This window comes from Cupriavidus sp. P-10 (assembly GCF_003402535.2).
GTDB lineage: Bacteria > Pseudomonadota > Gammaproteobacteria > Burkholderiales > Burkholderiaceae > Cupriavidus.
Window position 1 is genome coordinate 44,107 of the sequence record NZ_AP025173.1, and the last position, 22,858, is coordinate 66,964.

23 protein-coding genes and 2 pseudogenes are annotated in these 22,858 nt (G+C 62.1%); 12 read left to right on the forward strand and 13 right to left on the reverse strand.

Annotated features, from left to right (window positions below):
* Positions 1–3 precede the first annotated feature (3 nt).
* The 3 genes from CTP10_RS37725 to CTP10_RS37735 all read right to left on the reverse strand — a co-directional run bounded on the left by CTP10_RS37725 (position 4) and on the right by CTP10_RS37735 (position 2,885).
* Positions 4–2,076, reverse strand: a complete 2,073-nt coding sequence (locus CTP10_RS37725; protein ID WP_058698177.1) for a recombinase family protein — start codon at positions 2,074–2,076, stop codon at positions 4–6.
* A 136-nt stretch (positions 2,077–2,212) separates the two neighbouring features.
* The gene (locus tag CTP10_RS37730) at positions 2,213–2,545 is read right to left on the reverse strand and encodes a DUF6788 family protein (RefSeq protein ID WP_058698176.1); all 333 of its coding nucleotides are present in this window, start codon (positions 2,543–2,545) and stop codon (positions 2,213–2,215) included.
* 52 nt (positions 2,546–2,597) lie between these two features.
* Complete coding sequence (locus CTP10_RS37735; RefSeq protein WP_058698175.1) at positions 2,598–2,885, reverse strand: DUF5372 family protein; 288 nt, start codon at positions 2,883–2,885, stop codon at positions 2,598–2,600.
* A gap of 29 nt (positions 2,886–2,914) precedes the next feature.
* Between CTP10_RS37735 and ltrA the strand changes: the two are divergent.
* Positions 2,915–3,937 (forward strand): annotated as a pseudogene (gene ltrA, locus CTP10_RS37740) (group II intron reverse transcriptase/maturase); the annotation flags it as partial.
* 83 nt (positions 3,938–4,020) lie between these two features.
* Here the strand turns inward: ltrA and CTP10_RS37745 are convergent.
* From CTP10_RS37745 to CTP10_RS37755, 3 genes are all read right to left on the reverse strand, one after another.
* Positions 4,021–4,146: a hypothetical protein gene (locus tag CTP10_RS37745; RefSeq protein WP_271816321.1), complete on the reverse strand. Its 126-nt coding sequence runs from the start codon at positions 4,144–4,146 to the stop codon at positions 4,021–4,023.
* A gap of 90 nt (positions 4,147–4,236) precedes the next feature.
* Entirely contained in the window at positions 4,237–4,719 is a 483-nt protein-coding gene (locus CTP10_RS37750; protein ID WP_143010732.1) for a hypothetical protein, read from the reverse strand.
* 11 nt (positions 4,720–4,730) lie between these two features.
* Complete coding sequence (locus tag CTP10_RS37755; protein WP_058698174.1) at positions 4,731–5,732, reverse strand: PRTRC system protein D; 1,002 nt, start codon at positions 5,730–5,732, stop codon at positions 4,731–4,733.
* Positions 5,733–6,844: 1,112 nt separating this feature from the next.
* Between CTP10_RS37755 and CTP10_RS37760 the strand changes: the two genes are divergently transcribed.
* On the forward strand, positions 6,845–7,996 hold the full coding sequence (locus CTP10_RS37760; protein WP_058698173.1) for an integrase domain-containing protein: 1,152 nt from the start codon (positions 6,845–6,847) through the stop codon (positions 7,994–7,996).
* Positions 7,997–9,124: 1,128 nt separating this feature from the next.
* Here CTP10_RS37760 and CTP10_RS37765 read toward each other — a convergent pair.
* The 7 genes and pseudogenes from CTP10_RS37765 to CTP10_RS37795 form a co-directional block, all read right to left on the reverse strand.
* Complete coding sequence (locus tag CTP10_RS37765) at positions 9,125–9,277, reverse strand: hypothetical protein (RefSeq protein ID WP_158577659.1); 153 nt, start codon at positions 9,275–9,277, stop codon at positions 9,125–9,127.
* A 52-nt stretch (positions 9,278–9,329) separates the two neighbouring features.
* Entirely contained in the window at positions 9,330–9,920 is a 591-nt protein-coding gene (locus tag CTP10_RS37770) for a hypothetical protein (protein WP_058698171.1), read from the reverse strand.
* 54 nt (positions 9,921–9,974) lie between these two features.
* Complete coding sequence (locus CTP10_RS37775; RefSeq protein ID WP_058698170.1) at positions 9,975–10,247, reverse strand: hypothetical protein; 273 nt, start codon at positions 10,245–10,247, stop codon at positions 9,975–9,977.
* Between the two features lie 485 nt (positions 10,248–10,732).
* Positions 10,733–10,846, reverse strand: a pseudogene (locus CTP10_RS37780) (DUF5131 family protein); the annotation flags it as partial.
* A 593-nt stretch (positions 10,847–11,439) separates the two neighbouring features.
* Positions 11,440–11,883 carry a DNA translocase FtsK gene (locus CTP10_RS37785; RefSeq protein WP_058698168.1) on the reverse strand — a complete coding sequence of 148 codons (444 nt, stop codon included), beginning with the start codon at positions 11,881–11,883 and terminating at the stop codon, positions 11,440–11,442.
* Positions 11,873–12,490 (reverse strand): DUF1173 family protein, encoded by a 618-nt coding sequence (locus CTP10_RS37790; RefSeq protein ID WP_081050304.1) that lies wholly within the window; start codon positions 12,488–12,490, stop codon positions 11,873–11,875. The genes CTP10_RS37785 and CTP10_RS37790 overlap by 11 nt, the downstream gene beginning before the upstream one ends.
* On the reverse strand, positions 12,490–12,939 hold the full coding sequence (locus CTP10_RS37795) for a hypothetical protein (protein ID WP_058698167.1): 450 nt from the start codon (positions 12,937–12,939) through the stop codon (positions 12,490–12,492). The genes CTP10_RS37790 and CTP10_RS37795 overlap by 1 nt, the downstream gene beginning before the upstream one ends.
* Positions 12,940–13,097: 158 nt before the next feature.
* Here CTP10_RS37795 and CTP10_RS37800 point away from each other — a divergent pair, with 158 nt between their 5' ends.
* From CTP10_RS37800 to CTP10_RS37845, 10 genes are all read left to right on the forward strand, one after another.
* A complete protein-coding gene (locus tag CTP10_RS37800) occupies positions 13,098–13,613 on the forward strand; it encodes a hypothetical protein (protein ID WP_058698166.1) in 516 nt (171 codons plus the stop codon).
* 165 nt (positions 13,614–13,778) lie between these two features.
* The gene (locus CTP10_RS37805; RefSeq protein ID WP_058698165.1) at positions 13,779–13,988 is read left to right on the forward strand and encodes a hypothetical protein; all 210 of its coding nucleotides are present in this window, start codon (positions 13,779–13,781) and stop codon (positions 13,986–13,988) included.
* An 88-nt stretch (positions 13,989–14,076) separates the two neighbouring features.
* Positions 14,077–14,559 carry a hypothetical protein gene (locus CTP10_RS37810; RefSeq protein WP_058698164.1) on the forward strand — a complete coding sequence of 161 codons (483 nt, stop codon included), beginning with the start codon at positions 14,077–14,079 and terminating at the stop codon, positions 14,557–14,559.
* A gap of 12 nt (positions 14,560–14,571) precedes the next feature.
* Entirely contained in the window at positions 14,572–15,357 is a 786-nt protein-coding gene (locus CTP10_RS37815) for a hypothetical protein (protein ID WP_058698163.1), read from the forward strand.
* Between the two features lie 317 nt (positions 15,358–15,674).
* On the forward strand, positions 15,675–15,911 hold the full coding sequence (locus CTP10_RS37820) for a hypothetical protein (RefSeq protein WP_058698162.1): 237 nt from the start codon (positions 15,675–15,677) through the stop codon (positions 15,909–15,911).
* Positions 15,912–15,981: 70 nt separating this feature from the next.
* Complete coding sequence (locus tag CTP10_RS37825; RefSeq protein WP_058698253.1) at positions 15,982–19,086, forward strand: DEAD/DEAH box helicase; 3,105 nt, start codon at positions 15,982–15,984, stop codon at positions 19,084–19,086.
* The gene (locus tag CTP10_RS37830; RefSeq protein WP_058698161.1) at positions 19,083–19,328 is read left to right on the forward strand and encodes a hypothetical protein; all 246 of its coding nucleotides are present in this window, start codon (positions 19,083–19,085) and stop codon (positions 19,326–19,328) included. Before CTP10_RS37825 ends, CTP10_RS37830 begins: the two co-directional genes overlap by 4 nt.
* Before the next feature lie 644 nt (positions 19,329–19,972).
* Positions 19,973–20,290, forward strand: coding sequence for a DUF5983 family protein (locus CTP10_RS37835; RefSeq protein ID WP_143010731.1), 318 nt, complete (start codon positions 19,973–19,975; stop codon positions 20,288–20,290).
* 391 nt (positions 20,291–20,681) lie between these two features.
* Entirely contained in the window at positions 20,682–22,349 is a 1,668-nt protein-coding gene (locus CTP10_RS37840; protein WP_058698159.1) for a PRTRC system ParB family protein, read from the forward strand.
* A 62-nt stretch (positions 22,350–22,411) separates the two neighbouring features.
* On the forward strand, positions 22,412–22,852 hold the full coding sequence (locus tag CTP10_RS37845; RefSeq protein ID WP_058698158.1) for a PRTRC system protein E: 441 nt from the start codon (positions 22,412–22,414) through the stop codon (positions 22,850–22,852).
* The last annotated feature ends 6 nt before the right edge of the window (positions 22,853–22,858 follow it).

Here is a 22,858-nt window from a genome sequence, read left to right on the forward strand (position 1 = left end):
CTCTCACAGTTGAGTGTGGGAATGTTGCCCCCGAAGATGCCCTGAAGTGCGCACCCAGTCCCGCAGTTGCTGTTCCTTGACGGGATCCAGCGTGATCCACCATGGGCCCCGCCCGTCGAGCTTACGAGCGTGGACGACTTGGCGCTCAATCCAGTAATACACGACGTGTGGACTGATGCCCAGTCGGTGAGCGAGTTGCTGAACCGTGAGTTCGTCAGGCCGCATGAAGTTGGTCGCCGCAATCCCGTACCGGAAGCGGATCCATTTGACCATGGAGAGCGTGAACGATTTGCCAGTTGAACTGCGCAGGCCTTCCTGATTGAGGTGCGCAGCGATTTGCGGGTCGGACAAATGTTGCGACAGTTTGCGCACGTGCTCGACGGTTGCAGTGGGATAGCGCATCGCGTCGGCGACCGGCTTGGGCAAAGTCACGGTGGTGTCGGTACAGGTGCCGCCCTGCCAACGCACGTGTAGGACCACCTGTCTGGTTGCGGGAAGTTTCTCGACCGTAATGTCCCGGATGAGCAGTCGCAGCATGCGCTTGCGATCCTTCGCCGGGGTCGCCGGAGCACGCCAGAGGCGCGGCAGATTGCGCGCCAGTGCGAGGATCTGGGCCTTCTGTTCGGGTGTGGCAACGCGCGCCTTCTGGCTCTGGAACTGGGCGGCTTCCGTCTTGATCGCTGCGAGGCGAAGCATCGCGTCATTCCAGCGCCGCTCGAGGGTGCCCGTGACCAGACGGTTGGCGGGATCGCATTCCTGATAGCGACGCTCGGCAAGAGCGACTTCATACTCGGCGCGTTCGATGCGCATATGCCACTGACGCATGATGGCCTGATCCCGCTGCTCGAGTTCGTTCAGGGCGGTCACGGCGAGTTCGAGTTCGGCTGGCCGCAGGGCCGCGAGCATCGCTTCGCCGATCGCGTTGTCGAGCAGGTCGCTGCGCACGCTCATGCAATCTCTGGTCGCTAAACCCTGGCGGCGCTGCGCATTGCACAAGTACATTGGGTAGATGCCACCGTTACCCTGGTAGCGCACGGTCAGCGCCCGACCACAGCAGCCACAGATCAGCATCCCCTGAAGCAGCGCCAATCCTTCACGCGCCGGACCGCTGAGCACGGTGCCTTCACCGTTGGTCCGGTTGCCCGCCAGGCGTGCCTGGTTCCGCTCAAACTCCTCCGGGCTGATGTATCCCTCGTGATGGTCGGGTAGATGGACGCGCCAGTCTGCCTTGGGTACCGGCTGCACGCGCTTATGCACCTCCCCCTGTGGCGTGATGCGCTGGCGGTACTGGTACCGTCCAAAGACATAAATGCCCGCATACGAAGGATTCTTGATCAGGCCGATCACGCGCTCATGGCTCAGGCGCCCCCAGATGAGCCGGCCCGCCCAGGCGCCGCCATAGGCGCGCTTCGGAAAGCGCAGGCCATCTTCGGCAAAGCGCTTGACGACCGCGTATGCGCTGCCGGTCTCTCGAAAGAGACGAAACACCAACTGCACGGCGCCGCGCACCTCGTCATCGGGATCCAGGACGATGTGGCCTTCGTCGTCATAGCACAACCCAACCGGGAGCGGAAAGCGCAGCTCACCCTTCTGCGCCTTGTTGAGCTTGCCGCCTTGGAGGCGCCCGCGCAAAAAGTGCAGTTCCGCCTGTGCCATTGTGCCTTTGAGACCGAGCAGCAGGCCGTCGTTGAAGTCGCCTGGGTCGTAACAGCCATCGGCGTCGATTACCAGGGTATGGGTGAGGGCGCACAACTCGAGCAGGCGATGCCAGTCCAGATTCGAGCGCGCCAGGCGCGAGACCTCCAGCGCAAACACGGCGCCCACGTGCCCCATCGAGACATCTGCCACCAGCGTCTTGAAGTCCTCGCGGCCCGTCATCTGCGCGCCTGACTGACCGAGGTCCCGATCCAGGATCCGGATCGACGTTTGTGGCCAGCCCAATGCCAGCGCTTTGTCGCGCAACGCATACTGGCGCTCCGTGCTCTCCTGATGGTGTCGCACCTGGGCCAGCGTCGATTGGCGGATATAGATGTACGCCGGCTTGCTCTGATGTTGGGGGGTGATCTTGGTGTTCATCGACGGCCTCCTCGGTCAACTCCAGCGCGGGCTCTGCGATGAGCCAGGCTTCGAGCATGTTGGCGATGAGTACGCCGGCCGATTGCAGGTCGATGGAGTTGGTGAGCGACAGCGGCGACTGGCTCACCGACGCCCCTTATAGCGCCTCGCGGCGGCGTAATAGTTCGCGATTGATCTCGCAGATCTCCTCGATGATCTCGCGGACCCGGTGATAGTTCGCCAGGTGTTCGGTGACGTCGGCGTAATCGGCCTGTGGCACGTAGTCCATTTGTGGTCGGCGCCCGGGAAAACTCACCGACAAGTAGTACTTGGGGCCATGACCTGGGCCATCGGCGCACTTGCAGCCGGGCTTGCCGCAGCGCTTGTAGCGTTCGATGAGCGAGCCCCGCAAGAGCGTGTCCAACGCCGGCATTTGCTTGAGCAATTGCGCGCGACGCCTGCGTAATGTTGACGACGGAATATCTTCCATTGGCGGACCACGTTAAAAACTGGTCTGATAGTAGGGCAATGAAATGCATTGATCAAGCTCCTTTGGTTGATGACTTCTTGGAGGACGAAGCGGCAAGCTGGTCGATCAACGCGATCAGCTCCAGCAGCATGCCCAGATCGAAGCGAGACACAGGGATCTCGCAATCGTCTTCGACGGCAGGCGCGCCCCAGTCGGTCCATTCGCGGGCAATGCTGAAGCTGCCGCGCTCGACATGACCCAGTAGCAATGTGTCGACGCCTGTCACCCGGCGCGTCTTCAGGACCGGAAAACGCTGGCCCCGGAGCGGATGAAACGGATGGCGGATCTCAGCCCATCCCAAATGCTCGTTGAGCGCTTGTGCAGTTCGCGCTGACCGTCCCCTCTGCGCTCGACAGGTTCGTCCAGCAGGCAGTGTTGCAGGTGCTGCAAAGGCAGTGGGACCCGACGTTCTCGGACTCCAGTTACGGCTTCCGTCCGGGACGCTCGGCGCATCAGGCCGTGGAGCGCGCACAGGGCTACATCCAGGCAGGGCATCGCTGGGTTGTAGACCTCGACCTCGAGAAATTTTTCGATCGCGTGAACCACGATATCCTGATGAGCCGGGTGGCGAAGCGGGTCAGCGACAGGCGCGTCCTGAAGCTGATCCGCTCCTTCCTGACGGCAGGTGTGCTGGAGAACGGGCTGGTTGGTGCAACGGACGAGGGCACGCCCCAGGGCGGTCCGCTGTCACCGTTGTTATCCAATCTGTTGCTCGACGATCTAGACCGCGAGCTTGAGCGACGCGGACTGCGCTTCGTGAGGTACGCAGACGACTGTAACGTCTACGTGCGCAGCGAACGCGCGGGCCAACGGGTGATGGGTGGGCTGAAAGCCTTCCTCACCAGCAAGCTGAAGTTGAAGGTCAACGAGGCGAAGAGCGCGGTCGCCCGGCCACACACTCGGAAGTTTCTGGGCTTCACCTTCTTGGGGCGGGAGCAGGTCAGAAGGCGCATCGCGCCCAAGGCCCTGGCTCGCTTCAAGGATCGGGTCCGGGAACTGACGCAACGCTCGCGCGGGATCAGCGTCGACCAGTTGATCGGCACGCTGAAACGATATCTGACGGGCTGGCGTGGCTACTTTGGTTTCTGTGAAACGCCCAGCGTGCTCAAGCAACTGGATGAATGGACCCGACGCCGCCTACGCTGCTTCTTCTGGACGCAGTGGAAGCGTGGCCGGACCCGATTCCGGGAGCTAGTTGCGCGAGGCGTGGACCGCAACCTTGCCGCACAAACGGCGGGTTCGCCCCACGGTGTCTGGCGCCTAAGCCACAGCCCGGCACTGAACAAGGCGCTGTCGAATCGTTACTTCCGCTCGTTGGGCCTTCCGTCGCTGGGACCATCGCCGATCAACTGATCCGAACCGCCGTGTACGGACCCGTATGCACGGTGGTGTGGGAGGAGGCAGGCCGCGAGGCCTGCCCCTATCCCGATCGAAGATCAGCCGCGCTTTCGGTTTTTGACGCCGTTGTAGATGACCAGGACGGCCTCCAGAAGACACCACCCAATCAGGACAGTGAAGACGAAGCGGTTAATGCCTTGAGTCGTGGACAGGTATTCAAACATGGCTCGGTATCCTCCTGTTTTCTCTGAATGCTATTAGGTTGCCACATGAAGAGGCGGAGTCAAGCGCCGCCGTGCGCCGCAGATTCTCGCTTAGCCGAATCGCGCCATTGCGTCATTGAGCGCACCGAGATCCAGTCCCGCAAGCGGATCAGGACCGTCCGCGGCAGGCTCAGATGCGGGCGCCGGTGTAGCCCGTGGCCGCTCCTGTGCATGGGCTGAGGCAACCTGCGGTCGATCCGCAGCAAGCCGGCCTGCCGCAGCCGGCGACAATGGCAGGATCGCGGCTACTGTAGCGTATGGTGCGGCGGTCTCCCGCTCCCTCGCTCCTGAGGGTTCGGGGTGAGCCAGCAGCGGTGGAGGCGGTACCGGTGCTGCAACGGTCGGCGTCGTTGCAGCAGTGGGAGGACGCAGCAGCGTGTCGGGACCAGCGCTGAGCACAAGCTGCAGCCCCCGTTGCGCGAGCAGTTTAAGCATGAACGCCCGCTCCCGAGCTCCCGGGAACTGCCGCAGATACGCGAGCAGATCAGGAGCCGAGTCGGCGGACAGCGTCACGGTCATCTGGAGCTTGTCCATGGCGGGCGTCCTCAGGCGGCCTTGGCGACTTGCCGTGCGGAACCGATGGTATAGAAGCCGCGAACGTTGGCGAAGCAGGGCGCGTCCATGATGTGGATCACGTTGTGCGGGAAGGCAGCACGAATTGTCGGGGCGTAGAGCTGGGCCCCGCCACCAGTCAGGATGATTGCCCGGATATCGTCGGTGCGGCCGACGCGTGCCTGGATTTCCTTGACCGGCTGATGGGTGACGGCCATGGCCTCTGCCAGGTAGGGCGAAACGTCCAGATCCTGACCGAAAAACACCATTGGCTTGGCGTCGCGGATGGCCTTGTCGATGCGTTCGATGCTGTCGGTGGGATGCCCACGGTCAGCCGAGATGAGGCTTGCCACCTGTTGGTAGATGCGCGCGACGCCTCCAGGCACCCCGCCGCTTCGCGTGTCGTCCATGGTGTAGCCACGCGCCACCACCCAATCGGTTGTGAAGTAGCCGACATCGATCACCAGGTATGCGTTCTCAGGGTCGTACTTCTTGCCGTTTTGCTGGATGTACGTAATCAGCGTGCCCAGCGGCTGCGGCAGCGGGAGCACGCTGTTGATGTGAACGTCGCCCCACCCAAAGTTATGGGTGCCGGTGAAACGGTCCTTGAGGTAGGCAGCGTACTTCAGCGTATTGTGCACCGGCAGGCCCAGGACGAGCCGATCAACTTCCATGGCATTGGCATAGTGCAGCGAGCCGGCGAGCAGGGCAGCGTAGTTGGGTGTCGTTACATAATCCTCAGACAGGGAGCGACCGGTATGGACATGAGCGGCGCTCAGCGAAACATCGGGTCCGACCTCGTATCGCGCACCATCGACCTCCACATTCACTACGTTTCGAGCCCGGAAGATGCCGCCGGTATGCGCGGTGAGAGAGGACGTTGCGGCAATGGGTGCCAGCGAGGGGAACATGTTGGTTGCGATGTCCGAGCCAAGCGGAAAGGCGGACTTGGTGTTGCCGTAGCCAACATCGATTGCGACGGTCGAGATTCTCATTTGTGCTCCTTGGCGATTCATTGAAGTGGATGGCTCCGATGTGTCGAATGTCCTTCGTGTTCCGAGCAAGTGGGACTTTGTACCTCCGAGCCCCATTCACTCGCCTCAGGTCGGTGGGAGCATCTGGGACTTGGTCGGACTTTGTCGGTCTTGCTTTGAGAGCGTCGGATTAGATGGCACATCGACATAGCCCACTCTACCGTCGGAAAATCGAAGTCAAGTCGCCGAAAGCTCGCGATTTTGCAGTGGCAAACGTTGCCGTTTGGCCCATGCCTGGTATATGCTTCGAGCACTTACCGCGTCCCCGACGCATCGACCTCGCCGCCAGTTGCGCGGCAAATCCAGCACGCAAAACCCCGACATTCGGGCCTTGCGATCGCCAGTTGTTCACGCCGGAAATTGAAACGGCATTTTTTTCAATTAAATCAAATGGACCGTGTCGGATAGTGAGGACACCGGACACCGCGATACCAAGCCGATTGGCGGTCTGTTCGTGAAAATAGACCGCAGTGTGGACAATTCCGAAGCCGGACACCGGACAGGTGCTCTGTGGAATTTCCACGAATGCCCGACGCCCTTTCAGCCGCTTGGCTGGGCGCGGATCACGAAGCCCGACACACCGCAGCAGGGATGATCCGGCTTTGGGGCGGGGAGCTGTTTGCGTACCGAACGAGCGGTGGACGCAGGCTTCTGAGCAATATCGACCCGGGGGGCGCTACCGGTACCAGAACGGCGCAACAAGTAATCACTCATCACGGCATCGGCCGGCTGCACCAGGACGAAATCCCTGGCGCCGTCAGGCTGGCATCCATTGATGCACCGGATAGGGTGGCCGCGCAGCGGCGTGCAAGGCGAAGGCCTGCGCCCGCACTGCGGACAGTCACGACGCATTGCTTCCATGCTCAGGGCTGATCGGTTTGGCATCGCTAAAGGACAGGAAGGTAGTGGCAAGACCGGCTGGGTGGGCTGGAAAGCTGGGGGTGGTACCCCGGAGCACCGAGGGGACAAAGCCGGATCGGGGGTCGGCGCTGTCCAGCAGCGAGCTGCGAGGTCCCATGGCGGACACTCGCCCGTGGCCGCACGCGCGAAGCGCAAAAGTTCGAGAACGCCGTATGACTAAGACTATCAACCTGCGCCCCATCATTAACCAATACAACCTGCCGGAGAGATTCAAGGCTGAGTTCGCAGTACTGGCTGCGGAACACTTGCACCTGCCGCATAGCGGGACGCGAGTTAGCGGCAGATCGCTGTCGCAGATGTCACAGCGACAGCGCGTGCAGGCACTTCTCGCCATGTTCGTGGAGCTGCGCAGCATTGGTGGCATGGCCGTAACCTCGCCCTACAGCATTCGGCAGAAGCACATCCGCTGGCTGGTCCAGTATTGGGTGGAGGAGCGCAAGCTGAACGTGGGAACGGTGGAGCTACGCCTCACCCACCTGCGTGCGCTGATGTCATGGATGGGGAAGACCAACGTGGTCGGCCGAATCGAAGACTATGTGCAGCGACCGGCCGGATACGAGCGCAGCTATGTTGCGCGCGAAGACCGTTCGTGGGATGGCAAGGGCATTGATGCGGCGGCGAAGATCGCCGAGATCGCGGTCACGGACGCCCACGTCGCACTGCAGCTCAAGCTGGAAGCTGGCTTTGGCCTGCGAGCAAAGGAAAGCTGGCGATTGCGGCCTGCTTTGGACGTCCTGCCATCGGGAATGCTGCTCGTGCATGACGGCACAAAAGGCGGGCGCGCCCGCCGGGTCCCGATAGAGTTCGGCTGGCAGTACGAGTTGCTCGGGCAAGCGGCAACACTTGCATACGTCACGAATCCGGAGCGAGGCACGCTGATGCCTGCTTCCTTCTCCCAGACTCGGTGGCGCCGACGCTTCTATACCGTTCTGGAGAAGCACGGAATCACCAAAGACGGCGACGGTGTGACGGCGCACGGGCTGCGTCACCAATACCTGCAGCAGATGTATAAGCGGGAGAGCGGCCAGCCGGCGGCTGTGAAGGGGAGCGGGCCAGTTGTTGATGTGGAGGCACACCGCGAAGCGATGCGCAAGGTGGTGGAGGCCGCTGGCCACAGCCGGGCGACCAAAGCGAATGCCTATCTTTCTACCTATTCCACCCAGTTGAGCTTGGGTAAGAAGGAACCCACTCTGAATGAGGTCAAGGCCGCTATCTTGGCCGCCGATGGCAACAAAGCAGTGGCTGCGCGGCAGCTTGGGATTTCAAGGACCAAGCTTTATCGAATTCTCGCGAAGGAGGGCTGAGGCCGGGACTGCTCTTCGGAAGCGGGCTCTTATCCGACGCTGGTCGGCCGGCCTTCCGGCCAGTATCGGCAAACGCTCGATCGCGAAGGTATGAGCATGCTCATACTGTTTTCCCAGAATGCTCGCAGGAGAAGGGTCGCTTTTACCGAAAAGCCGCGTCGCTCCATCGAGCAAAATCTAGCGAGGGCTCGATCCAGCGCTGCCGCGAGCGGCACGTTGCCATTTCTGTTGCGGCAACTGGGGGGTCTTTGAGCTAGCAAAGCTATCTGGACTGGGGCTGGCTGGTTCTTTCCATACTCGTACTCACGGCGGTCCTTGCGATCCCTTTTGCAGGAACTGGTAGCGCCATGGCCTGCACTTGGGTCGTTTCGTCCGGTATCGCTTTGCCTTATCGAACCGCGACAATCGACTGCGTGCAAAGCCAGCGTACGGCCGCAAGAGCTCATCCAACAACCGTGAAGGTCGGTGCGCTGTGGAACGCGAGTTGGGGACGATCGTGCGTAGGCTGCCGCCAGCGCGACCAAGGAGCCGGCCGCGCGGACAAGCTCCTGTACAGCGTCTGGAGCCGGCACCGCCTTTGCCGAGTCGGCGCTGGCCAGCCAGGCGAATGAAACGCGCCCGCGCTGGCCGCTCGCCCGGATGCCGGCATGGGCGGTGGCAAGTCCATCGGGGACATTCGCATCGACTTTGGCAGCGATGGGAAGGGATCCACGCCGGCAAAGTGAACCAGTTCTGCGATGCTCACTACACTGTATGCAGGTGCCGCATCATTGCGCGCGATGTAGGCTGCGGCTGGTGCGCAAAAGTCGGCATTCATCCGCGACGCTGGCGCGCTGCGGGGGCGAATCCGCTTCCCTGATTTCGTCCGGAAGGCCTGCCAGCCTAAAGCTCTCGGCCTGCGACGCCTTGTCGCCAAAGTCGGCGCTGGATGCCAGGTGCCACGGTCGAGCCCAGCGCCACGTCCATAGTCGCGCAAGCTGCCTCGCTCACCGGCAGGCAACCGCTCTTCCTCGTAGAAGTCGCTGTCCCGCGGCAGCGCGCGAGCGGCATCAGCCGCCCCCCGAGTGAGGTGTTCGCAGACCAGAGCGCCGTTCGCGTCTGGGCGGAGTGCATGACCGCATATGCGCATTAGCACAGAATTCGGGTGTGGCTGGCCTTGGTGATGACCGGCTGCTGGCCATGAGCGAATACGTAAGCACAGGCTGGTGCCGGTAAGTCCTTGGCGCCGACCTTGGTCGGTGCGAGGAAGAAGAGGATCGAGAGGGCGGGCGGCCGCAGCATTTGGATTTCCAGATCAAAGTAGCGCTTCCAGCTTGCCGCAGGCCGGGCGAAGTCAAGGTTCGGTGCTATCCGGAAGGCTGTCCACGGCTCGGGCGACGAACTCTTCTAGAATTGGGAACGGCCATTCGTCGTTCTCCTTCGCCTCTTCAGCGATGATCGCAGTCAGGGCGGGTACGTGTTCGAACCGGACCATTGGGGCACCATCGATATAGATAACCTTGGATCGCCGAACAACCTTACGATAGCGGCCGGCATCCTCGATGACGGTCTCCGGCGGCGAGACGTGCTTGAACTGAAAACCCGGCTGCGCCAACGCTGCGGCCATGGCTGCGAATTTCGGCCCGTTCGTTGCCCAATCGGTGGTAGTCGATGCGAGCAGGTTCAGGAAATAGGGGATGTCGGACGAGGTCAGCTCACGCCGGGCGAGCATGGAAATCGTCTGCTGGTCTGCCGGCCGGTGTTCCACCCGGGAGTTCCAGATCGCGCGCAACTGCGCAGAAGCGGTGTCCGTGTCGGTGGATTCCAGGCGGACTGGCGACGTTGAGATACCGCATTCCTCACAGACGACGACAGCCTGCAGACGGCCGGCGATGAAGAGGGGGGCGCCATCGCAGTGGGCGCAGTTGAGCAGGCCGGTTGGCATGGCAAGGTCCGGGTGGAGAAGCCGGAATTATGCCTTGCACCGGCCGGCTGCCCGTTAAGATCGCTCGTCGGGCTGTTCGAATACCGGCTCGTTGATGGCGAGGTATCGCGTCGAAGTGCTGAGCAGGCCGCGGCGCGCCGTGCCCTGGAAGCCCTGCAGCATTTCGCTGTGGTCGCGAAGCGTCCGGCCGATCTGCCAGAACTCGTTGAGCCAGTGACCCTCAGGCCCCATCGAACCGCCGTGGCGGCCGGTTGCGATCGCGCCGCGGATGGCTAGGACGGTCTCAGGCTTCGGGTATTCGGATTGGTCGTTTTCGAACTGCTGCATTGCTACCTTGGTTGATTGGCCCAGTGCAGGGCCGGGTGGAGGTGGAACCCGGCGGCCTCTCGAAACAACTCGGCGGCACGGCGGATATATTGAAGAATCCATTCTGAGACGAGCCTGCGTCGGCCAATACGTCCAGCGCCGAGGCCAGTTCGAACCGTGCCGCGGAACGGTTCGATGACCCGGTCGCCTGGTTCGGTGAGAAAGCGGACAAAGAACTCAGGAATTGCCGTCGGCTGCATGGTGCCATGAAGTGGCAACCCGAGCGCTACGGCTTCCTGCCGTACTGCACCGCTGGCCCCGCTCGAGCACATTTCGCGATAGTCGGCCCGGTGTGGGCTCGCCAAAGGACCGGGGCCGGATTCGGTAGGCGCCATCACCATAGACGGTGGTTCTGCGCTCCCCGCCGGCGTCCATCAGGCGCTGGTGACATGCCGTGTGCGCCTCCAGCACACGCAGGTTGTTGGCGCGGACGCTGGCCGGGTCGTTCGTGAGCCAGAGTACTCGGCATAGCAGTTGTCGCAGCCCGGGCCCACTTTCGGGCACCCCTGCCACGGTTTCCAGCTGTGGTCTGCCCACTCGATACGGGTGTTCTCACTCATGCTGGCACATCCTCGAACATGTCGATGGTACGGCGTGTCGCGTTCGGGCTGGCCGTCCTCGGCGAGCAGTATTTGACCGATATAGGCCGATCCGAGACCACAGTAAGGGTAATCGGTCTCGGTCCAGCCATCTTCGAAGTCCGCAGGAGTCCGATAGGGGCCGACCAGCTCGTAGCGCGGCTCCGCGCAGTCGCCCTCGATGTCCCGGCGCTCACGTTTGGTGGCGACGAGCGCGGCCTCGGCGTCATCGGCTTGAATGACGGCGCGGTAGACGATCTCAGTGTTGTAGAGCGGCATTGGTGAATCCTCCTTGCCTACCAGGCTTTCGTGGATGGTGAATGCTTTAGTGGACCGCCTGAACTATCGTGAACCTAGCGTAGCGCGCGCGACCCGAAGTCACGCAAGGAGTGAACCATGTGGACTTGCACGAAGTGCCGTCTCTCGGTGATGTTTAACACGGCAGACCCACAGCTGGACGAACGCGGTTTCTTTTTCACCTGCCTTGGGTGTGAACATAGAAATCCGCTCGCCCGGGTTGGACCAACGCACAGGGGCGACGATGATCCCCTGTATCTCGCTCAAGTCGTGGATGCCTAAGGCTCACCAGAGTCCAGCGCCGCCCCGCTTGCCCTGAAGCATCGGACCGGGAACTCGAAGAGCGTCGCGCAGGCGCACTGGTCGCCGCAACGAGCCGAGACGGTTGTCTCTTCAGCCAGGCCATAGCGAATGGCAGAGGCCCGAAGGTGGGCCGCGTCGATGCAATCTTCGGTAAGCGCGGCCAACACCTCCTGCGCAAAGCCGTTCAGGCGCGCAAGTTCCGCGCCGATAGGGCCGTGGATGTAGAGGTAAAGGCCGTTCTGCATCTTGCGAACGGCCATCGTTTCGGCGGCCATGCGGGCCAACAGTGCTTCCGCAGCCTCCCAGCCAATGCGCAGATGGCGCTGGATTAGCGCCACCGACGCGGCGCGGTGTTGGTGGACCAGTTCCATTGCCCTATGGAACAATTCTCCATCCATCGCTGCGTGTTCAGCCTGCATGGGTGGCCTCCGAGGCTGTCCCGACAGGGGACGGCAGCCGAACCGCGGAAAGCGGTTGCGCGGGAGCGTTCCATTCGACGAACGGCACGCTGGCGGCGCGGTAGTGCTGGCGCTTTGCCGCCATTCGGGTGACGTACTCCGGGTTGCCAGCCATTCCCAGCACTTCGATTACCACCTCCGGCGATGTGTCGGTCAGCACGAAATCGGGATGAACCGGCGCGTTGACGATGTGCCGGAGCGGTTTGCGGAAGGCGCGCCGCTGTGCCACCAGGTGGTCCGCCATCGCCACCTCGTGCGCCGAGTCGCAAGGCAGAAACTGCGCGTTGGTGAGCATCGCGGCCGCGTCCGCGATCGTCAGGTAGTTCGACTTGGATCGTTCGAACAGCAGGATCGCCACACAACGCTGATCAGGTTGACCCGCCCCCGCGAGCGCCGTGCCATGGGAGCGCCGCCAGCGGGCGAGCAGGAAAATATCTCGGTGGCGCCGTATCACTAGCGTCGGGCGGAGCGTGGAGGTCTTGCCCGCGCCGGCGTAAGCCTTGACCTTGAGGGCGTCGCCGCCCTTCACCGCGTCAACGACGGCGTCCCGCTCGTCGGTCGGGGCCATTAGACCACCTCCAGCGCGGCTTGGCGGTTCACGGATTCCCACGCGCGGCGTCGGATCTCGGCGTGGCCGGCGTCGGCCTCGGCCACCCGGCGTGCCCGGTCACCGCTCAGTTCGTCGACGATGTAGATGAAATTGGTTGCGGTAGTCGGGCCGGGCCAGGACAGCCACTTCGCGCGGATCTGCGCCTTGCCGGCTTCCGGCAACGAAAAGAATCGGGTACGGGCCTTGCGCCACACGCGGGCCTCGAACGCACGCTGGCTCGCTTCGAACCTGTCCGCTTGCCGTTGCCGGCGATCAATCTCTTCGTCGGCTTGGTGCTGCTCCGCGGCGACGTGCTCGGGGAAGAGCGGGTATCGGTCGCGCTCGCGCTGCTGCTTGCGCGCGAAAGCGGCCTGCCGGCGGGCGTTGAACTCGATGGGGGTGTAGCGCCCGAAGCGGGTGAAGCGCATGGTAACGAGGTATCGAATGGTCTATGACCAAGATACCGGCGCCATCGCGAAGTCAAGGCCGCCGGCCGGCGAGATTCGCCAAACACATTCTCAAGGCGCCCGTGGCGGGAGTTGCGCCCGAAAGCTATAGAATTTGGGGTATCTTTTCGGGAAATCCCATGTCATCACCCCAGACCCCCGCCGTTCGCGAGGTTTCCCTCGGCGCGCGGCCCAAGAGCGAACGCGAGTTCATCCCGCCCGGCGACCCGCAATACGCGGAAATCGCGATGCTTGATGCCTTCACGTTCAAGCGCTATCTCGACCGGACGTTCTGGTACCCGAGGCGGGAAGTGCTGCGCTTCGAGGTTCGGGCGATGCCGTCGCCGACCGGCAGCATCTACGACGTCGTGGCGCTGGTCGCGTCGGGGGAGGGCGAGGCGTGGTTTTCTGAGGCCGCAGTGCCCGCACGATGGGACTATGTCGCCATCAGCGAAACCAGTCACGGCCTGTCGAAGATGCAGACCGCCAAGCTGAAGGCAGAGGGCAAGCTGCCCGCTGACTATGAGCCGTTCGGGGACGATGGGCCGGTGCTGGATCACTCCAACCTGGAGAACCCGGAAGAGGTTGACCTGCGCCGGTGGGATGTGGTGAACCGCGTGCGCGAGGCAAGCCGGCAGCGACGCGCGACAGGTTGAGCCGCAGCTGGGGGGACTTGTCCCCGAGCGACGATTCGCAGTAATATCCGCCCGATTCTTCGCGCTTTCAGCGCATCGACCCTGCCGGTGTACCGGCCATCTTTTTTTTCCACCCATTGGGGCTTTGCCCAATGGGGAAGGCTCCATTCTTTTTTGGAGCCTTGCATGGTTGTCTCCTCCCGTATCAGCGCTCTGGCTGTCTTTGCGACGGTCATCAACCTGTTCGCGGTCCTGTATTTTCTTATCTTCACCGCCGACGATCGCCTTGCGATGATGCAAGTGCACTTCGTTGCCGAAATCGAGTTTCTGGTCCTGATCAGTTGGCTTCTTGCGAAGCTGTCGATTGCGGAGCAGAAGCCTTCCATTGCAGGCTGACCCATCGCGGGCGCCTGCCAATCCATCCACTACCCACCGGGGAAACGTCCCCGGTGGGGCGTTTCTCCAACTCGCTTGAGGAAACGCTATGTTCATCCACTCTCTTTCCATCGAAGTCGGGCCGGTGCCTGCCGATGAATCCTGCGCGCAGGTCGGGCACCCCGACTATGAGGCGAAATCTCGCCTGGAATGCGCGGTCTACATCCGTCAGCTGAAGCGGGTCTTTGGCAATCCGGATCCGCTCACGCTCACGTTTGAGCGCCGCGGATTTGCGCACGACCTCGGCCGTTACCATGAAGTGGTTGCCATCATGACGGCTGCGGGCGCGGATCTATTCGACGAAGCCAAGGTCCCGACGGGCTGGGATGCGATAGCGCGCGCGGAGCTCACATGGCTGCGCCTACAAGCACGGTGGCGCGAGCAGGTCGTTGCCGGAGCTGTCGACATGACGGAAGTGCCGGCCGTGTTCTGCAGCACCACGATTCCGGATTTCCCTGATCACCCGGTTTCGGCCTGGTGGGCGATGGGCTTCTCGCCCTTGCCCGCTGGTCCGGCGATCTCCCTGCACTAATTTGGAGGCCGCATGTACAACGAAATCATTGAGCGCTTCGTCAGGGCCCAGGAGGCGGCATGTGCAGCCTATCGTTCGGCTGCGAGCTTCGAGCGCGAGTGCCTGGCAGGCATCCCCGGGAACAGCCACACTGTGGAGATTCGCTCCGAGTATGGAACGGCCAGGGAGCTTGAAAGCTTCTGCTCTTCGCTTGCCGGCAATGTGGTCAACCGCGCTCGCCGCGAGTTTGCTCCTGCGGGAACACGTCTGGACATCGACGATACCAAAGAGCATGAGCACGCGGGCCTGGACATCGGCAAGGCGCTCAAGGCTGGGAAGATCCCCGACATTGACGGGCTGTGGGCGTCGCTTCATGACCGCTATGGCGGGAGTGGCGGCAAGGAACTGGCCTACCAGCAAGCTGCGCAGCGGATCATCAAAGGCTTCTGGCTCAACCGGCGCAATGAGGTTCAGCGCACCGCGTCAGCGGTGATTCTGCGCATGCGAGTGACTTCGGAAGGCTGCTACGGGCGATCGTGCAGGAAGGTGGGCTACTACAGCTGCCAGACTGCCGCGGATTGCCTGCAGGGCCTCACCGCTTTTGCTGCCAAAGCGGGTCACTCGTCGCTGGCCAGTGGCCTCTCGCGTATCAATGTCCACAACATTGAGTACAACTACCGCGAGAAGCAAAGCCATCCTGGGCTTGACATCGTCTTCTTCAAAGACGGGTGGGAGTTCAAGTTTTCCCACCAGGTGGCCGAGGCGTTGATGCTGTTCATCGGCGAATTTGGCGCTGCGTTCATGGAAGAGACGGCCTGACACGCGATGTAAGCTACCGATGGTGAGACGCGGATTCCCGTCACCGGCCATGCCAAATCTGAGAAGCCATTCGAGCCGGCGATGCACCCGATCTCGATGACTTCCGGGAAACGTCTGCGCCGCATCTATGGGGCCAACGGACACGCCATGGCCGTTCAGTAAACGGCCCAGACACTCCCACGGGCCCTTGGGCTAGCCAGCAGTATGGCAGCCCGGCGCACAGCCACGGCGATGCGGATGCGTTTGGTGGCGATATCGGAACAGGTCGACGGCGCCGAACATCCGATGCGGCAACTGCATTTCGGCTCGCTGGAGCGGTGATAGCCGCCTTCTTCGCGCTGGCAGTGTTTGCGCGCTGCATGAGCCACGCGCCGCTGGCAAGTTGCCTGGCAAGGTGCCACGCAAGCGATCCATTCCAGCCGCAGCAGCGTCAGACCCTCCCTGGCCTCAACAACATCCAGTTAAACGAGTACTGGGAGTTGCGCTTCGCACTTCCGATCGCGGGCACGTTGCTGGCCTTCGTCCAGCAGCAGGCTGGCACCTACCGAGTTTGAATGGCGGATTTCGCATTCGATCCACTACATGCCTCGTCTTTGATGGGGCGTTTTTCTTATGGGACCTATCATGACCAATTGGTACGAGCCCTTACGGGCTATTGTGAGCCTCGGCTCGCAAGCCGAAAAAGTCGCGCACATGGGCGAGTTGCACGCGGCGCGTAAGCGCCATCTTTCGCAGTTCTTCACCCCGGATGTGATCGCCCGCCTGATGTGGGGTGTGGTGGCCGACTGGTTGCCGGATCGGAAGGTGTCCATCCTGGACAATTCTGTCGGGTCCGGCCGTCTGCTGCAGTTTGCAGATCCGGTCAGGTACAGCCTCTTTGGTGTGGACGTGCACAAACCAACGATCGAGATAATTCAACAAGCAATCGAGGCAGCCGGCTTCGACGGCAGCTTTCGGCACGCTGGGATGGAGGATATTCATCCGCGCAGATTCGATATCGCGCTAATAAATCCCCCGTTCTCGATTCATCTGGAGTCGCCACACCTGCAGCCCTACGACTGCACGACATGGGGCCGGTTTGGCCCGCGTACCAGCGCGCTGAGCCATGAGTACGCACTTGCCCAGGCACTCGACGCCTCACAAGTCGTGGTCGCCTTGCTTCCGACCACGTTTGTCGACAAGTTTGCTGATGGGTCGATTCCGCATGGCGAGCCATATAGCGATGCCTCGCGTCGCGTGGTGGGTGCATTCGACCTACCCGCGAACGCGTTTCGTGAGGAAGGCGCCGAAGTGCGCACCTCCATCGCCGTGTTTGCTCGCTACCGCGTGCGGGGAGGCATTCTGCGCCAGCCGGTGCGGGATCTGTCGACACCGTTGCCGAAGCTCCAGCTGGAGTGGGACGAGCGGCGATATGGAGAGCCGAAGCTGGCACACCAGCTGCTGGACGATCACGGTCCCGCTATCACGCGGCCTGTAACCTCGCAGAAACGGGTACGCATCTCGCATGACGGCCGCCGGATCATCCTCGGCTTCGAGTGCGGATTCACCGAGGCGATGGTGCTCAACCATGTGTTGGAACGCCGAATCGTATCGCAGGAAGGTCAGCGGCTACCGAGCGGCTTTTGCTATGCGGGCACGGGTCGGCTGGATCTGGAAACCTACCTCGTGCAGGCAGATCCGATCGCTGCGCTTCGCGAGCTCGTGAGGCTGGTGAAGCGCGCAGGCGGCGAGCCGGAGTTCGCGCCGGGCTTTCTGGAGCATTTGCACCAGCGGCTGCGCCGCAGTGCGCGGCAGGCGCTGCCTCTGCGCCATGCCGTTTGGACAACGGGCGTCGGCGCCGTGAACATGCTCGTTGCGGTCGCGACCAAGACGCATGTGGTCGACACCACCGTCTGGGGAAGCCCGATTATCAAAGCTGGCCAGGCAGTGCAGTTTGCCCGGCAGGCAGATGGTCGATATGAGTACGAGGTGCGCGGGAAGCGCTACGTCGTCTCGTTGGACGAAATCACCACCCGATACAGTGTCGAGAAATCGGCGCAGGCCTGGGAAATCGTCCATGAAGGGCTGCAACGCCGTTATCCGCAACAGGCCAACCAGCTGCGCAAGCGGCTGCTGGCGTTGGGAATCGACAAGTGGTTGGACTGGCAATTCCAGCAGGAAGACCTGGTCGAGCTGCTGATGAAGCCCAACGGCGCAGTAGCGGCATGGGAGCAGGGCTGTGGCAAGTCGCGGCTCGCTGCGGCACTGATCCTGCTGTCCGGGGTTCGGCATGGCCTGATCGTGGTGGAAGCCAGACTGGTCCCGGAGATGCGCGCGGAACTGGGGCAAATTCTGCCGGCGTCGGATGTTCACGTGATCGAGTCGCCGGAAGACCTGAGTACGCTGGGACGAATCAACCTGATCGCCTACGAACGGCTTCGCATGCCGGTATGCCGGAAGGCGTCGCGGCGTGTCACCTATGCCCATCGGCTGCGCCGGCGTATCAGTCTGCTGGTGGCAGACGAGGGCGAGCGGTTGTCGAACCCGACCAGTGACCAGAGCCGCGCGCTATGGCAGCTGTCGGCCAGACGCCGCTATATCCTGACAGGCAGCCCGATCGCCAACTATCCGCGTGACATCTTCGGACTGATCGCGTTCACGGGTGGCGACGGCACTGCGGCCCAGCCGTACGGCTACCGGCGCGGCTACCTCGAGGCGAACTGGCTGGCCACGGCGCAGCATGCCGAACGAGGTATCGACCGCTTCCGCAGTGATTTTGTGGTGCTGGAGTGGGTGACCTGGGAATTTGCGGAGAGCCTGCAGGACGGGGCGAAGCGCGAAGTGCCGAAGATTGGCAATCTCCCGCGGTATCGCCAGATGCTGGCGCCGCACGTGAAGCGTCGCTTGGTCTGCGAGCCCGACGTGTCGCGGTACATCCAGATCGAGCCACCAGCTGTGGAGGTGGTCGAGACGGACTGGGATCCTGCTCACCTGTCGCTCTACCTGCGTACGGCGGACGAGTTTGCCGAATGGTACCGGGACGTCCGCAAGGATGGCCGGCCGAACAATCTGATTGCCATTCTTGCCAGGATCCGTGCGGTGCATTTCGCCGCCAACTACCCGCAGCACGGGGTAGACGGTGTCGGCGGGCTGGCGCAGCTCACCAGCAAGCAACGCGCCGTGGTTAAACGGCTGGTGGCAATTGCCGCCGAAGGGAAGCAGGCCATCCTGTTTGCCGAGAACCCGGGGGTTATCGACCTCATCGCCAGTCAGCTGAAGGCGAAGGGGGTGGAGACCGTGCCGTTCCATGGTGGCATTCCGATTGCGAAGCGCGTGGCCGACAAGGACAAGCGGTTCGTCGGCGGCAACGCCACAGGGCTTCTTTGTACCAAGGCGTCCGGCCGGGCTGGCTACAACCTGCCCAATGCTGACTACGTCCTCTTCTATGATCGTTCGTGGACGTGGCGCATCGAGTATCAGGCGATGCGGCGCGCGCTGCGGTGGAACCGGAAAGGGCAGTTAAAGGTGGTGTATTTCCATCTGCCGGGAAGCGTCGATTGCTATCAGGACCAGATGGTGGCGCACAAACGGGACGCCATGGAGGCTGGTCTGGACTGGGCGACGCCGGAACTCGAAGACGAGGCGTTCCTGCACATGGACACGCTGTTAGACCATTTTGTTGAAGATCTCGCCAAGCTGCACGGCCGCAAGGTCCGGGATCAACGCGAGCTGCTTAAGGAGGCGGCATGAAGACTGACGACTGCAGGATCGCCATTGGCGATGGCTTGGCGACGATCAAGTGCCGCGGCACCCGCGGTACCACCGTGGCAAGGATCCTGGGTACCGTCGAGGCAGACGGGATGGAGGTGATCTGCCTGGATCGGCTGGTGCATGGCATTTTTGAATCGGAGCTGGACGGCTGGCAAGTTGCCGGCGCGGTCACCACGCTGCTGTCGCGGCCCATCGGCCCGCGGCATGGCGTGCACCACTAATCGAATCGCCTGGTCGCGCGCGGCCGGGCTTTCGCTCGTACCTGACTCGACCGAGTCAATATCAGGCGAAAGACGAAAGAAATTGGCGAGCGTTTGGGCGACAGCGAAAGCTGTTCGCCCCATGCTGGTTTCGGCAGCCCCCGCTACGGAAACCCTCTCGCACTTGCTCCCAGCCCTCCCTTCCAGAGGGCATTTTTTTTTGAACAACCGCAGGAGCCAATCCGTTGCTACGATCATCAGGTCGGGTGGGCTAGCGTGGGCCTATTGATCCGGAGGGCTGACTTCGGATACTCTCTTACCACTTTCCGCGTCCCAGACGCATCGATCCGGCACCGCAAGGTGCCAGCTTCTGCAGTACGGTGGCCGCCGGGCCAGTCCATCCATTCCATCCCGCCGGGAACCACGTTCCCGGTGCGGCAACGGGTTCCCCATTCCTCTTCGGAGAACCCCAATGCTATACCCAACTGCTGTCGCCCTTCGCAAGATCCGTACGGCTCGCAGTCCGCGCACGTACTTTGTCCGGTTGAAATGGCTGAAATCACCGAGTCCATCCGGGCTTCCGGTGTCTACCAACCCATCCTACTTCGCCCTATCAACGGACGATGCGTTCGATTTCAAGCTCGTCGCTGGAGAGCAGCGCTACCGTGACGTCGCTCTCCGCTGAATTACGATTGGGAATCACAATGAAAAAATTGCCGGTTAACGACTACTTGACGCTTTCCGCCTTCCACCTATCGGAAGAGACTTTTTGCTGCTTTGGACAAGAGCCCGTTTTGGCTAACAACTTTGCGAGCTATTTTGTGGAGGTCATCAACGTCTACGCACCTTCTGCTAGACACTATGCAATACCAGAGGACCTGGAGAAGGTAATGCAATACGCGATGTCACTTGGCATCACGTTGCTGCATTTCGATGTCACGGCCGACGAGATAGAGGTTTTGCCGCGGTATGAGTGGTCGTAGCCGTTTCACGCCATGGTAAGAATTGAGGTGCCAATGCATGTTCGTGCTGTAAGGCGCAGAAGCCATGTAGGCGCGGCAAGCGGCCGCCAGCTGTCACCAAAACTTTTACGTTTTCCTCAAGGCCGCCTTCCATACGAACCTGGTCTGTGCCTGGTTGTTATTCGCCGCCACGTGGCAGCAACCATTTTGCGGGATCTTGCTACGCAAGCCAATATTGGCTATCCTCACATCACTTTCCGCGTCCCAGACGCATCGACCCCGCACCGCAAGGTGCCAGCTTCTGCAGTACGGTGGCCGCCCGCTTAGCCGGGCCAGTCCATCCATTCCATCCCACCGGGAACCCGTTCCCGGTGCGGCAACGGGTTCCCCATTGCTCTCCGGAGAATCCACAATGCAATTTCCATCTGCTGTTGCCCTTCGCAAGATCCGTACTGGCCGTAATCCGCGCATGTACTTCGATCCGGTCGAAATGGCTGAACTCACCGAGTCCATCCGGACTTCCGGTGTCTACCAGCCCATCCTGCTTCGCCCCATCGAAGACGACGAGTTCGAGTTCGAGCTCATCGCAGGCGAGCGTCGCTACCGCGGTGCCGTGGAGGCCCACGGCATCGACTGGGTGATTCCCGCCCTCGTCAAAGTAATGACCGACGACGAGGCCGACCGAGCGGCGCTCATCGAGAACGCCCAGCGCGCGAACATGTCGCCGTCTGAAGAGGCCGTTGCCGCCTCGAAGATCGTCGGCCATTGCAAAGGGGATCGCGAGGAAGCCGCCAGGCTCCTGGGCTGGTCCCGCGCGACGCTGGATAAGCGCCTTGCTCTCATGAATTGCAGCCCGGATGTTCAGGCGGCACTGAATGAGCGCAAGATTCAACTCGGTCACGCCGAGTTGCTCGCCACACTCGCCAAGGACAAGCAGGACAAGCTCCTGCCGGTCATCCTCAGCGAGAAGAAGGCGGTGTCGGAGTTGAAGAAAACGATCGAGGCGGCTGCGTGCAGCCTGGAAGTGGCGATCTTCGACAAGACCGACTGCGCCACGTGCCCGCACAACTCCTCGTTGCAAACGGAGATGTTTGGCGAGGCGATCGCTACCGGCAACTGCACCAACAAAGCCTGCTACGCCGAGAAGACCGACCGTAAGCTCGAGGGCATCGTCTACGGGCTCAAGGAAGAGTATCCGATCGTGCGCATCATCCGGTCCGGCGACAACCATACCCGCATTCAGCTGAAGGTGGATGGACCAACCGGGGTCGGTGAGGAACAGGCCAAAGCTTGCCATGCCTGCCAGAACTTCGGTGCCGCGGTCAGCGGTCTGCCGGATTCCATGGGCAAGGTCTATAGCGGCCAGTGCTTCGACACGGCATGCAATCAGAAGAAGGTAGCGGCCCGAATCAAGGCGGAGCGTGATGCGGCCAAGGCGCCTGCTGTCAAGCAGACCGCCGGCAAGACGGCTGCGGCAACGAAGGGCGACAAGTCGTCCGCGGCTGCCGAGAAGCCGGCCACGGTGATCAGCGAGTCGGAGAGGGTGAAGCAGTACCGCACCGAGCTCTGGCGCAAGGCGCTGCGCAAGGAAGTTGCGCAGAACGCTGAACAGGCCAATGCCTACCTGCTGGCCGTCGCCCTGAACGGTCTGTCGCGCAACATTGGCGGCGACGTGATGGGCAAGTTCTTCGAGAAGCTCACCGAGCAGAAGTCGTCCTCGACCCTGCAAGGTTGTCTCACGGCCGTCCATGCCATGGACGCGGGCCGTCGCCAGCAGCTGACGATCGGCATGACGGTGGCGGCAATCGACGGCATGGAGGTGAACAACCTCCGGGAACTGTGCCGGTACCACAAGCTCGACCTGCGCGATCACTGGAACCTGCAGAAATCGCAGGACTTCCTGGAGATGCTGACCAAGTCCGAGATGAAGGTCCTGGCTGACGAACTTGGCATCCGCAAGGTGCTGGGAGATGGCTTTGCCAAGCTGTTCGGCAAATCAAAGGCTGAAGTTGTTGCTGGACTTCTGTCCGTCGACGGCTTCGACTACACCGGCAAGGTCCCCAAGGTCCTCGGCTACTAAGCTTCTTTCCAATCGGAGGCGCCAGGGCGTCCTCCGCCTCATTCATTTCCCAAGGATTCACTATGTTCACTGAATTGGCTGCGCTCGTTCGCGCGAGCGAAAAGGTCGTCGTCACGCTCACTACGCAAGGCGACACTATGTCTGTCGTTGTCGTGCCCGTTGTCAAGGACGCTGCGGATGCTGCGCTGAGCACCCCCTTGGCGCTGTCGGCGACACCGGCGGAGCTTGATGAAGGTTTCGCCGCCGCGATTGCAGGAGTCAGCGCTGCGCGTCAGTCGCTGGCTGAGCAGGTCGAGGCCACCAGGTCCATCCTGGAGGCGGCCAAGACCTCGCAGTCGACCAAAGCCACGAAGGCCCTGACCACGGCGGCGGCGCCGACGGCATCCGAAACGTCCGAGGAGGACGATGACAACGACAAGCCGGAAGGCAGTGTTGGCGCGCAGGCAACGGCGAACGACGGCGCGGCCAAGACGGCCGGCACCGACCTCGCATCGCTGCTGTAAAGGAGA